Here is a 12,218-nt window from a genome sequence, read left to right as displayed (position 1 = left end):
CTGCTTGCCGGCATGCAGGCACACCGCCAGCGGCTCGGCGACCGCGGCTTCCGCCAGCGAGAGCTTGTCCGCGATCGGCACGGCCTGCGTGGCGTCGACCGTGATGAACTCGCGGAAACCACCTTGCACGTGGGGAAAGCGCATCGCGCTACCGAGGAAGCGCATGTCGAGGCACTGGTTGCGCATGCCCTCCTGGCAGTGCAGGCACGCCCCGCACGGCTTGCTCGGATTGACCGCAACGCGCGTGCCTGTCGTCACGTTGGTGACGCCGTCACCGACGGCGGCGACAACGCCGGCGATCTCGTGCCCCAGCGCCATCGGCTGCTGGATGCGCACGACGCCGAAACCGCCGTGATGATAGTAGTGCAGGTCGGAGCCGCAGATGCCGCCGTTGGCGATCTTGACGCGGACCTCGCCCGGGCCGGGTGCCGGATCGGGATAGAGGTCGATCCGCAGGTCTTTCGGGGCGTGGATGACGACGGCGCGCATGGCTGCTGTTCCCTTGTTCGCGATCACATCGCGGCGATCATGCCGCCATCGACATAGATGATCTGGCCGTTGACGTAAGTGGAAGCGTCCGAGGCGAGGAAGATCGCGGCGCCCACCAGCTCGTCCGGCCTGCCCCAGCGCTTGGACGGGATACGGCCCATCAGCCAATTGTTGAAATCGGTGTTGTTGACCAGCGCCTCGTTCATGTCGGTCAGCATGTAGCCGGGGCCGATCGCATTGGCCTGGATGCCGTGCTGGGCCCATTCCACCGCCATCGAGCGGGTCAGGTTCTTGATGCCGCCCTTGGCCGCCGTGTAGGGCGCGATGGTGGGGCGGGCGAGCTCGCTGCCGAGCGAGCCGATATTGATGATCTTGCCGTGCTTGCGCGGGATCATGCGCTTGGCCGCCTCGCGGCCGATCACGAAGGCGCTGGTGAGGTTGGTCTCGATCACCTTGCGCCACTCGTCGGTGGTGAACTCCACCAGCGGCTTGCGATGCTGGATGCCGGCATTGTTGACGACGATGTCGACGGCAATGCCCTTTTTGTCGAAATCATTGAAGGCGGCGACGATGGCGGGCTCGTCGGTGACGTTGAAGGCGGCGCCCTCGGCCTGGTGGCCGGCGGCCCGAAACTCTGCGACAGCCTGCTCGACTCGCTTGGGGTCGACGCCGTTGACGATGATCTTCGCGCCGGCCTTGGCCATGCCCTCGGCGATGGCGCGGCCGAGACCGCGGGAGGAGCCGGTCACGAGCGCGGTGCGGCCGGAGAGATCGAAGAGGGACGTGCTCATCGCAAGAATCCTTAAGAGTTGGAGCGGCGTACGCTCAGATCGGTGCGGTCGAAGACAGCGGGCAGGAGGTCGACGCCAAGGCCGGGTCCTTCCATCGGATAGACAAAACCGTCCTTGATCACGGGCATCGTGGTGACGAGCTCGTTGTACCAGCCTTTGTAGAACGCGCGCACCGATTCCTGGATCAGCGTGTTGGGCTGGCTGAACGACATGTGGATGGCCGCGATGAACCCGATCGGGCCGATGCAATCGTGCGGCGCGAAGGGCCGGTGATAGGTCTCAGCCATCGCCGCGATCTTGCGCCCTTCCGTGAGGCCGCCAGTCCAGCACAGGTCGGCCATCACCACGTGCATGGCGTCGCGGTCGAGCATGTCCTTGTAGGGGAAGCGCGAGCCCAGCGTCTCGCTGGCGCAGACCCAGACGTCGGTCGAGCGCGCATATTCGGCGAGCGCCTGCGGCGAGTTCATCCGGATCGGGTCCTCGTACCAGGTCGGTTTGTAGGGCTCGAGCGCGCGCGCGATCTGCTTGGCGGTGGGCAGATTCCACAGCGAATGGAGCTCGACCATGATCTCCATCTTGTCGCCGACCGCTTTGCGGATCTTCTCGAACGGCTCGATCGCCTGCTTCATCTGGGCTGCGGTGATGTAGAGGCCCTTGTTCTCCTGGGCCGCCGGATCGAACGGCCAGATCTTCATCGCGGAGATGCCGCTTTCCAGAAGGCTCTCGGCCAGCGCGTCGGCGCGGTGCATGAAGCCGTCGAGATCCTCGTAGGGTCCTTTGGAGGCGCCGAGATTCCAGTTCGCGACCGGGCTGATATTGGTCGAGCGGACATATTGCGTGCCGGCGCAAGTGTTGTAGATGCGCTGCTTGTCGCGGCAGAGGCCGCCGAGCATCTGGTGCACCGGCTGGCCGCAGACCTTGCCGAACAGGTCCCACAGCGCGATGTCGATCGCGGAGGCCGCGCGATATTCCACGCCGGTGGATGACTGCGCCATCGGCAGGTTCAGCATGTCGCGGTGGATGGCCTCGATGTGCAGGGGATTGCGGCCGAGCAGGCGGCCGGCAAAGGTGTCGTGGATCTGCGCTTCGACCGCGCCCGCGCCATAGAAGGTCTCACCGAGCCCGATCACACCAGTGTCGGTATGGACGCGCACCCAGATGACGTTGGAGAACTCCTCGGTGCGAAGGGTTTCGATCGACGTGATCTTCACGGCAGCAATCCTCCCGTCGGGTCCATAGCGCCCGCTTTGTTTGTCATTTCTGCGCCGCCATTGCCGGCGGGACCTGAGGCCGTTTTACGCCCGCTTGTAATATATCACAACATGTTTTAAGGATATCACAAACAAGGCGTCGCCCGGCGAGGCGAGAACGCGGGGCTGACGGGAGGACGACATGGCACGGCGCAAGCGCACGCTCGAGGTGGTGAGAAGCGACGACGACGGCGAGGGCAGGCCCTCCCGGCGCAACCGCCTCAACTTCTTCGAGCTGGCCTATCAGAAGATCGAGGAGCTCCTGGTCCATTGCGAGCTCAAGCCCGGTCAGTTCATGACCATGCTGGAATTGCAGGAGATGACCGGCTTCGGCCGTACGCCGGTGCACCACGCCGTCAATCGTCTCTCCGCCGATACGCTCATCATCATCCGTCCGCGCCACGGTCTGCACATCGCGCCGATCGATCTGGCGCGCGAGCGCATGCTGCTGGCCTTGCGCCGCGACATGGAGCGCTTCGTGATCCGCCTCGCGGCCGATCGCGCCAGCCTCTCGCATCGCAATCAGGCACTGCACATCGAGCGCCTCCTGCGCGAGCGCCGCGCCAGCCTGACGCTCGACGAATTCAACAGCATCGATCGCCGCATCGACGCGCTGGTGCTGGAGGCGGCCGGCGAGCCGTTCCTGGTGCACACGCTGCGGCCGCTGCACACGCTGTACCGGCGCATCGGCTACATCCACCACCGCTTCATGCCGGGGCAGGCCGATCTGTCTGGCACGATCGATCGCCATCTCGCCATTCTCAACGCAGTTGCCAACCGCCGCGTCGATGACGGCGTGAAGGCGAGCGATGCACTGATCGACTACATGGGCGAGATGTTCACGGGCATGGAGGTGGGAATCGACCCGCGCCTGCTCGATTGCAGCATCGAGCCGCTGCTCGGCGCGTAAAGCGCGATGGGATCAGGATGAACCGTCATCGTGCTTTAGCTTGTTTGAGCATGATCTTTTCGGAAAACCGCTGCGCACTTTTCCGGCTTTGAAAGTTTTGAAGAGAGGACCAGACATGTCAACGATGGCGATGCCACAACCGACCGCGAGCGAATCCGCGGTCCGCTACCTCATCACGAATTACAGCCCCAAGGGCAACAAGGTCGGCTGGCTGATGATGGCCTCGATCCTGGTCGAAGCCTGGGACCTCTATTCGATCGCCTTCGTGCTGATCTTCATCAAGGAGCAGTATAATCCCGATCCGCTGATGCTCGGCCTTGCCGCCGCGGGTACGCAAGGCGGCGCGATGATCGGCGCATTGCTCGGTGGCTGGCTGTCGGACAAGATCGGCCGCCGCGTCATGTTCCTGGTGACGATGGTGATGTTCATCGTGCTGGCGCTGGCGCAGGCCTTCGTGCCCGATGTCACCTGGCTCATCGTGATCCGCTTCCTGCTCGGCATTCCGCTCGGCTCGGACATCTCGACCGGCTACACCTATATCATGGAATCCATGGCCAAGGGCGAGCGCGAGGTCATGGGCAACCGCTGGCAGTTCATGTTCGCCGTCGGCGAAGTCCTCACCATCGGCGTCATCGTGATCTTCCTGCTGATCGACATGCAGCACGAGATGCTCTGGCGCGTGACGCTCGGTCTCGGCGCGCTGCCGGCGTTGATCATTCTGATCATGCGCCACGACGTGCCTGAGACGGCGGTTTGGCTGGTGCAGAAGGGGCGCTACCGCGAGGCCAAGCAGGTCGCGCGCGAGATGTTCAACGACGATCTCGCGATGCTGCCGGACCATGACGTGGAAGTGCCGAAGGTCTCGACCCGCGCCTTCCTCGCCGACCTCAGGAAGGATCCGATCCGCTGGCGCGCCACGGTGTACGGCTGGATCGCCTGCTTCGCGCAAGCCAGCGAATTCTCGACCTTCGCGTTCTATCTGCCGGTCCTGTTCGTGATGGTCGGCGTGTCGAGCGTGCTCGGCATCAATCTGGTGACGATGGCGCTGTTCTCCTTCGCGGCCCTGTCGGGCTGGGTCGGCCCGCTCCTGACGCCGAAGATCGGCCACCGCGGCATCTCGATCGCGGGCTTCTCGATCGTGCTGGCCGCGCTGCTGGTCGCGGCCTTCGCGCTCTACACCGACAACAAGATCCTGCTGCCGTTCGCGGCCGCCGCGATGCTGTGGGGCCATTATTGGGACGCGTCGAACTGCATGACGATCCCGACCATGGTCGCCAAGCCGAAATATCGCGGCACCGCCAGCGGCTTCGCCTACATGTTCGTGAAGCTGCCGTCGTTCCTGGCGATCTTCCTGTTCCCGACGGTCTTCGCCGCGATCGGGCAGGCGAATGCCACGCTGATGGTCGCGATTTTCCCGCTGATCGGATTGCTCGCCGCGATCTTCATCCTGCCGGAAGTCTACGGCTACGAGAACGACTGACGAAGCGCGGGTCCGGTCGCGGCGTCATCGCCGCGATCGGATCCCGACGGGGCTACGGGCTCAGGAAGACGGGATCAATCCCGACGCCATGGCCGAGCAGGCCAATCGCCTGGAGTTGGGCGCTGTGCAGATCGATCTCCACGATCGCGAACAGGGTCAGCAGCGCCACCGCCGTGACCAGGAGCAATGGGTGGGATGTTTCCGCCCGGCTCTGGCGCGGCGCGGTGAAGCTCTGAAACGAACGGCGCAGGGAAAAGCTCTGCGGCAATGCCTTTGACTGGATCTGCATGATGGATCTCCTTGCCGCGCCCCATGAGGCCGCGCGACAAGTTGAAGTATAGCTCCGGCTCCGGCGGCGACATTGATGCGCCGCAAAGAGCGTGCGTTTATCGGATCGCTGCCGCCAGCGCCGCGATCAGGGCCGGCGGGGTCACCAGCAGGCCGAGCTTGAGGAACGGCCAGGCACCGACCTCGATCTTCTCCCGCCGGAGTGCGACCAGCCAGAGGATGGTGGCAAGCGATCCGGTCACCGACAGATTGGGGCCAAGGTCGACGCCAATCAGGATGGCGCTGACGACCGGGGCGGGCAGATGATCGCTGGCGGCGACCGAGCCGGCGACGAGGCCGACGGGAAGGTTGTTGGCGATATTCGTGGCGATGGCGGTGGCGATGCCGACGCTCCAGGCCGCCTGCGGGACCGATTGCGTCACCGCCTGATGCAGCAGCGCGCTGAGCTGCGCGATCACGCCGGTCTTGATCAGTGCTTCCACCATGACAAAGAGCCCGCCGACCAGCGGCAGCACGCTCCAGGACACGCCGCGCAGCACCGGCAATGGCGATTGCCGGCTGAGCAGCAGCACGATCGCGGCCGTCACGCCGCCGCAGATGAAGGTCGGCAGGCCCAGTTGCTTGTCCAGCGCCGACGCCGTGACCAGCACGACGCCGATCGCGACGATGCCGATGGCCGTCAGCTTGCCGCCGCGGCCGAGCTTGGGATGCGGCACGCTACGCGCAATCGTCTCCTCCTTCAGCGCGCGGTGCTGGGTCAGGCGCAGCACGATGTAGGTCAGCAGGATGGAGGCGGCCGAGGGCAGGGCGAACAGGCGCAGCCATTCGGTGAGTTCGGGCATGCGGGCGCCGAACACGACGAGATTGGCGGGGTTGGAGATCGGCAGCACGAAGCTTGCGGTATTGGCGATGAAGGCGCAGACGAACAGATAAGGCAGCGGTTTTGCGCCGGCCGCGCGCGTCGCGGCATAGACGGCCGGCGTCAGCACGATCGCGGTGGCATCATTGGAGAGCAGCACGGTGACGAACGTGCCGACGAGATAGATCAGCAGGAACAGCCGTTGCGGCGAGCCGTCAGCATATTCCACCGCGAGCGCGGCGAGATAGTCGAAAAGGCCCTCGAGCCGCGCCAGCTCGGCGATCAGCATCATGCCGATCAGGAAGAGGTAGACGTCGAGGCCTTTTTCGATGCCGGTGAGCGCGTCCCGCCATGGCAGCAAGCCTGATAGCACCAGGGCGCCCGCACCGATCACCGCCCAGACCGCCTCCGGCAGGCGAAACGGACGGATGATGACGCAAGCGGTCGCGACGACGACGATGCTCCAGGCCCAGATGGCGTCAGACGGCACGGTTCAGTTCTCGAAACGGGTTGGGTTCATTCGGCAGCGATAGCCGATGCCGACGCCGCTGTCTTCCCCTGTGGGCGAGAGGCGCCATGTCGTGTCTCGGGCAGCGCGCGAATGCAAATGACGGCACCGATCGCAGCGACGGCGCCGAGGCTGATGAACGCGGCGCTGTAACCCGCACCGATCACCACGAAGCCCCCTAGAGTCGTCGACAGCGCGGCACCGATGCTCTGGGCGGTGATGACGGCGCCTTGCGCGACGTTGAAGCGGCCAGTGTTGCGCATGAGGTCGGCGACGATCACCGGGAAGATTGCGCCGAATATGCCCGCGCCGACACCGTCCAGCAACTGCACGCCGACCAGCCAGAACGGATTGTCCGAGAGCGTGTAGAGGGCGGCGCGAACAGGCAGGATCAGCAGCGCGGCGAGAAAGAAGCGCTTGTGGCCCCAGCGGTCGGCCTTCGCACCGACCAGCATCGCGAACGGCACCATGACGATCTGGGCGGCGACGATGCAGGCCGACATCAGGCTGGTGCCCATGTTCTTGTCCTGAAGCGCCAGCTTTTGCCCGACCAGCGGCAGCATTGCCGCGTTGGACAGATGGAAGAGCAGCACGCAGATTGCAAAGACGAGCAGGGGGCGGCAGGTCAGAAGCACGGTGATGCCCGACGGCGTGTCCCGCCGCGCATCGGCGTCTGCATCATGCAGCCCGCGGGCCAGGTCGTGATCGATGGCGCGGGCAGGGATCGCGAGGATACTGAGGAGGCTCGCGATCGCCATCGCGCCGAGGAGAAAGAAGACGACAGTCGGGCCAAACCAATAGGCGGAGACACCCGCCAGCGCGGCCGCGACCGCATTGCCGGCGTGGTTGAAGGTCTCATTGCGGCCGATCCGCCGGGTGAAGGCGGCATGGCCGAAGATGCCGAGCGAGACGGCTGCGATCGCGGGCGGAAACATCACGGCAGCGGCCTGCGCGATTCCTTGCGAGATCGCGACGGGGAGGAAGCTCGGAAACAACGGCAGCGACAGCGATGCCAGCGTCACCATGATCGCAGCAATCACCATCACGAGCCGCTTCGCCCGGGTCGCATCGACCAGGGCGCCGGCCGGCGTCTGCGCCACGATTCCGGCGATGGTCGCGACCGACATCACGAGGCCGATGCGCGCCTCATCCCAGTGCTGCTCGGTGAGAAGATAGACCGCGAGATAGGGCCCGAGGCCGTCACGGACGTCGGCAAGGAAGAAATTGGCCGCGTCCAGCGCGCGGCCGGCTCGCCTCTGATCGGGATCTTGGCTCGACATCAGGTTCTCGATCGAGGCTGGAAAGCACCGCCGCAAGAACCGATTTCAAGGCACTTTGTTCCCCCTTGAGACTTCACATCAGCGGCAATTGCGCCGTCATTGCGAGGACCGGAGCGACGAAGCAATCCAGACTGCTTGTGCGGAAAGATTCTGGATTGCTTCCCTTCGCTCGCAATGACGGAGTTTGCGGCAGCTTCCTGCGCCCATAACACTCACCGCGGCAGCGACAGCTTCGCCGTGATCGCCTTGCGCAGGATGCGCGAGAGCGATTCCACCGAATACGGTTTCTGGATCAGCTCGAACCCGCGATGGGCGTTTTCGGCGAGCACGTTGCTGTAGCCGGAGGTGAGCACCACGGGCAGGCCCGGATAGCGCTCGCGGATGATGCCGGCGAGCTCGACGCCGTTCATGCCGGGCATGATGACGTCGGAGAAGACGAGGTCGACCGCGAATTCGTTCTCGCCGAGGATCGCCAGCGCCGCGCTGGCGTTGGCGACGCGGCGGACGACATAGCCGAGATCTTCCAGAAGCTCGGTCGTGAACTGGCCGACATCGTCATTGTCCTCGACCACGAGCACGCGATAGCCGCGCCCGGTGGTCGCAGCCTCGAGGGTCAGCGCCGCGGCTTCCTTCTCGGCGGCGGGGCTCTGCGCCTGCGGCAGATAGATGGTGAAGGTCGCGCCTTTGCCTTGCTTGCTCGTCACCGCGATGTCGCCCTCGGACTGCTTTGCGAATCCGAAGGCCTGGCTGAGACCGAGACCGGTGCCCTTGCCGACCTCCTTGGTGGTGAAGAACGGCTCGAAGATCGAATCGAGATGATCCGGCGCGATGCCGCTGCCGGTATCCGTGACCGAGATCGCGACATATTCGCCGCCGCGCGCCCATTGCGCGCGCAGGCTCGGAATGCCAGAGACCTTGCGCACGGCGATGGTAAGGCGGCCTTCGCCGTCCATGGCGTCGCGTGCGTTGATGGCGAGGTTGATCAGCGCGGCCTCGAACTGGGCGATGTCGGCCACGGTGAAACAATCGGCGTCGTCGATCTCGACGACGATCTCGATGCGGCCGCCGACCAGCGGCCGGATCAGTTGCGCGACGCCCTCGACCTGGCTGCCGACGTTGAAGATCTGGGGTTTCAGCGGCTGCCGGCGCGCGAACGCCAGAAGCTGTGCGGTCAGCTTGGAGGCGCGCTCGACCGTCTCGGAGATGGCGTCGACATAGCGGCGGCGGCGCTCTTCCGGCAGCTCGCGCCGGCGCAGGAAGTCGGTGGCCGAGCGGATGATGGTGAGGAGATTGTTGAAATCGTGCGCGACGCCCCCGGTGAGCTGGCCGATCGCCTCCATCTTCTGCGACTGCCGCAATGCTTCCTCGCCGCGGCGGCGCTCGGTGATGTCGACGGCCTCGGGCACGGCGCCGGTGATGTTGCCGTGGCGGTCGAGCACGGGGCGCATGCCGAAGTCGAAATCGCGCTCGCCGACGGGAAGGCGCAGCCGCATCTCAAGCCGCACAGCTTCGCCCCTGAGCACGGTGTGGAAGGCGTCCTGCACCTGCGCGCTCATGCCCTCCGTCGCGCTGAACCAGGGCGTCTCCCACAACGGCTTTCCGATCACATCTGCAGAGCTCGCCTTGATGCCGTCGAGTGCGGTTCTGTTGGCGTAGAGCAGCTCGCCCTTGAGATTGACCAAGCCTTGATACTGGTTGCTGGTTTCCAGGATCGCGCGCAGCCGCGCCTCGTTGAATTCGAGCTCGGCGGTGCGTTCGGCGATGCGTTCTTCCAGCGTCTCGTTGAGCCGCCTGAGCTCGATCTCGGCCTGCTTGGCGACGGTGATGTCGTGGGCAACGCCGATGAAGCCGATATGCTTGCCGGTCGGGTCCCAGCGTGGCTGCGATTCCGAGCGCAGCCAGCGCCATTCGCCGCTGGCGTTCTTGTAACGCGCTTCCAGCACGAAGGGTTTGAGTGACGCTTCGCCCTGGACGGATTGCTGGAGCACGTGCGGCAGGTCGTCCGGATGCAGCACCTTGCGCCAGTCGAAGTCGATGGCCTGATCATAGGGCAGGCCGACGAAGTCGACATAGGCCTGGTTGGCGAAGGACCGTTTGCGATCGAGCTTGGTCACCCAGATCGGCACCGGCGCGCTGTCGGCGATCAGCCGGAAGCGCTCCTCGCTCTCGCGCAGGGTCTCGCGCGCCAGCATCTGGCCGGTGATGTCGATATGGGCGCCGACGAGGCGGATGGCGCGGCCGTCCTTGTCGCGCTCGATCTGGGCGACGACTCGGATCCAGCGGGTCTCGCCGTCATTGGGACGGATGATGCGGTATTCGGCGGTGTAATCTTCGCTCGTGCCGGCGAGAGCCTCGAAGAAATGCTGGACCGTCGCTTCCCGATCCTCAGGATGGAGGCGATTGACCCAATCCTCATGTGACTCGTCGGCGGCCTCGAGCGGCAGGCCATGAATCATCAGATATTCGGGCGAGCGGCGGTTCTTGAAGCCTTCGCGAAAGTCGACCTCGACGCCGCCGACCTTGCCGATGCGCTGGACGCGTGCGAGCTCGGCCTCGCGCTCCTGGAGCGCGCGATAGGCGTTGTCGCGCTCACGCGCGACGTCTTCGAGGTGCTGGCGCAGCCTTTCGGCGGCGATGGTTTCGGGCAAGGGATCGTTCAAGGCATCGGCCGTTGTCATGCGGTTGCGCACGTGCCGGACCGATATTCACACAGACGGAGCGTGATGGCCATTGCTTAGAGGGGGCAGATTGTCGGAAAGGCCCGCGGCCAGCCTGAACGCGGAAAAGTCCGGTCGGCTAACGGTGGGGCTGGCTATTTGTTCCGAAGATTGGAACGATGTGTCTGCGGACGCGTCTTCGCGAGGCGCCACAACGCTCATTCATAAAACTCCGTTTTCGAAGAGGCTAAATCTTGAAGCTCTTTGTCTGCCAGTCCTGCGGCAACGTCCTCTATTTCGAGAACCGCGCCTGCGGACGTTGCGGTCACCGCGTCGCCTTCCTCCCGGAGAAGGAGACGATGTCGGCGCTCGAGCCGGACGGCGAGGCTCAGGCGGCGTCTTGGACGACGCTGGCCGACAAGGGCAGGGGACGGATGCTCTGCCGCAATGCCGAGTACGATGCCTGCAACTGGCTGACGGATCCGGGCGATACCAACGGATATTGTCGCGCCTGCCGTCACAACGGCATGGTGCCTGATCTCTCCGATCCGGCTCAGCTCGCCGGCTGGCGCGAGCTGGAGGTGGCGAAACACCGGCTGTTCTATTCCCTGATCCGCTGGAAGCTGCCGCTCCAGAACCGGCAGGACAATCCCGAGCACGGCCTGATCTTCAACTTCCTCGCCGACGATCCGAACAGCGGACAGAGGATCATGACCGGCCACGACAATGGCCTGATCACGATCGCGCTCACCGAAACCGACGGCATCGAGCGCGAGCGGCGCAGGCTGGAGATGGGCGAGCCCTATCGGACGCTGCTCGGGCATTTCCGCCACGAGGTCGGGCACTATTTCTGGGATGTGCTGGTCCGCGAGGGTGGCAAGCTCGACGCATGCCGCGCCGTCTTCGGCGACGATTCGGCCGATTACGGCCAGGCCTTGCAGCGCCATTATGCCGAAGGCGCGCCGCCGGACTGGCAGCAGAGCTATGTCTCGGCCTACGCCACGACGCACCCTTGGGAGGATTTCGCCGAGACCTGGGCGCACTACCTCCACATCGTCGATACCCTGGAGATGGCCTCCGAGTTCGGTATGGAGGTGCGGCCGCGGGTCGATCGTGACGGAGAGTTGTCGACGCGGCTCCGGTTCAACCCCTACGAGGCACCGGGCGTCCAGACGCTGGTCGACGCATGGCTGCCCTTCACCTTCGCCATGAACAGCGTCAACCGCGCCATGGGCATGCGCGACCTCTATCCGTTCATCCTGTCGCAGGCGGTGGTCGCCAAACTGGACTTCATTCACGCTCTGTTGCGGGACGTGGCCAAGGCCAGGAAGGCCCGGGACGCCGCAGGACGTCCCTAAGGGCTTGCCGAGCCCGTTTCGGTCTTGCGCTGGTACGCCAGAGCGGGCCGGATTTAGACCGTTGCCTCCGGCCCATTTTGATGTACGACGGGAGCCACACGGCCCGTCCCCCATAGGCCCCAACGGCCAGGGGAAGGGTCCCGCCCAAGGTCGAGACTCAAAAAAAGCATGTTCAAACGCATCCTGATCGCCAATCGCGGCGAAATCGCCTGCCGGGTCATCAAGACCGCTCGCCGCATGGGAATTCAGACGGTTGCGGTCTATTCCGAGGCAGATCGCGACGCCCTCCATGTCGAGATGGCCGACGAGGCCGTGTTGATAGGCCCGCCCGCGGCAGCCGAGAGCTAT

Annotated in this window: 11 protein-coding genes; 4 read left to right on the top strand and 7 right to left on the bottom strand. The window is 64.8% G+C overall.

The window, feature by feature from the left end; translation table 11 throughout:
• The 3 genes from MOV74_RS17355 to MOV74_RS17345 all read right to left on the bottom strand — a co-directional run.
• On the bottom strand, positions 1–489 hold a 489-nt coding region (locus MOV74_RS17355; protein ID WP_246924775.1), incomplete at its 3' end, for an alcohol dehydrogenase catalytic domain-containing protein.
• A 23-nt stretch (positions 490–512) separates the two neighbouring features.
• Positions 513–1,280 carry an SDR family oxidoreductase gene (locus tag MOV74_RS17350; RefSeq protein ID WP_246924772.1) on the bottom strand — a complete coding sequence of 256 codons (768 nt, stop codon included), beginning with the start codon at positions 1,278–1,280 and terminating at the stop codon, positions 513–515.
• 11 nt (positions 1,281–1,291) lie between these two features.
• Positions 1,292–2,491, bottom strand: coding sequence for a mandelate racemase/muconate lactonizing enzyme family protein (locus MOV74_RS17345; RefSeq protein WP_246924769.1), 1,200 nt, complete (start codon positions 2,489–2,491; stop codon positions 1,292–1,294).
• Positions 2,492–2,672: 181 nt separating this feature from the next.
• Here MOV74_RS17345 and MOV74_RS17340 point away from each other — a divergent pair, with 181 nt between their 5' ends.
• Positions 2,673–3,440, top strand: a complete 768-nt coding sequence (locus tag MOV74_RS17340; RefSeq protein ID WP_246924765.1) for a GntR family transcriptional regulator — start codon at positions 2,673–2,675, stop codon at positions 3,438–3,440.
• A 115-nt stretch (positions 3,441–3,555) separates the two neighbouring features.
• Positions 3,556–4,920 carry an MFS transporter gene (locus tag MOV74_RS17335; protein WP_246924762.1) on the top strand — a complete coding sequence of 455 codons (1,365 nt, stop codon included), beginning with the start codon at positions 3,556–3,558 and terminating at the stop codon, positions 4,918–4,920.
• Positions 4,921–4,972: 52 nt separating this feature from the next.
• On the opposite strand, the gene MOV74_RS17330 is transcribed toward MOV74_RS17335, so the two are convergent.
• The 4 genes from MOV74_RS17330 to MOV74_RS17315 form a co-directional block, all read right to left on the bottom strand.
• Positions 4,973–5,209, bottom strand: a complete 237-nt coding sequence (locus tag MOV74_RS17330) for a hypothetical protein (RefSeq protein ID WP_246924759.1) — start codon at positions 5,207–5,209, stop codon at positions 4,973–4,975.
• 97 nt (positions 5,210–5,306) lie between these two features.
• A complete protein-coding gene (locus tag MOV74_RS17325; protein ID WP_246924756.1) occupies positions 5,307–6,557 on the bottom strand; it encodes an arsenic transporter in 1,251 nt (416 codons plus the stop codon).
• Positions 6,558–6,583: 26 nt separating this feature from the next.
• Positions 6,584–7,855, bottom strand: a complete 1,272-nt coding sequence (locus MOV74_RS17320) for an MFS transporter (protein ID WP_246924754.1) — start codon at positions 7,853–7,855, stop codon at positions 6,584–6,586.
• A gap of 212 nt (positions 7,856–8,067) precedes the next feature.
• Positions 8,068–10,545 carry a PAS domain-containing sensor histidine kinase gene (locus MOV74_RS17315; RefSeq protein ID WP_246924752.1) on the bottom strand — a complete coding sequence of 826 codons (2,478 nt, stop codon included), beginning with the start codon at positions 10,543–10,545 and terminating at the stop codon, positions 8,068–8,070.
• A gap of 221 nt (positions 10,546–10,766) precedes the next feature.
• On the opposite strand from MOV74_RS17315, the gene MOV74_RS17310 reads away from it, so the two are divergent.
• Both MOV74_RS17310 and MOV74_RS17305 read left to right on the top strand, forming a co-directional pair.
• Positions 10,767–11,870 (top strand): putative zinc-binding metallopeptidase, encoded by a 1,104-nt coding sequence (locus tag MOV74_RS17310; protein ID WP_246924750.1) that lies wholly within the window; start codon positions 10,767–10,769, stop codon positions 11,868–11,870.
• Positions 11,871–12,038: 168 nt separating this feature from the next.
• On the top strand, positions 12,039–12,218 hold a 180-nt coding region (locus tag MOV74_RS17305; RefSeq protein WP_246924748.1), incomplete at its 3' end, for a biotin carboxylase N-terminal domain-containing protein.

This window comes from Bradyrhizobium sp. SHOUNA76, from assembly GCF_023006445.1.
In the GTDB taxonomy this organism is placed as follows: domain Bacteria; phylum Pseudomonadota; class Alphaproteobacteria; order Rhizobiales; family Xanthobacteraceae; genus Bradyrhizobium.
Note: the sequence above shows the minus strand (reverse complement) of the source record. Positions and strands in the feature narration are given on the sequence as shown.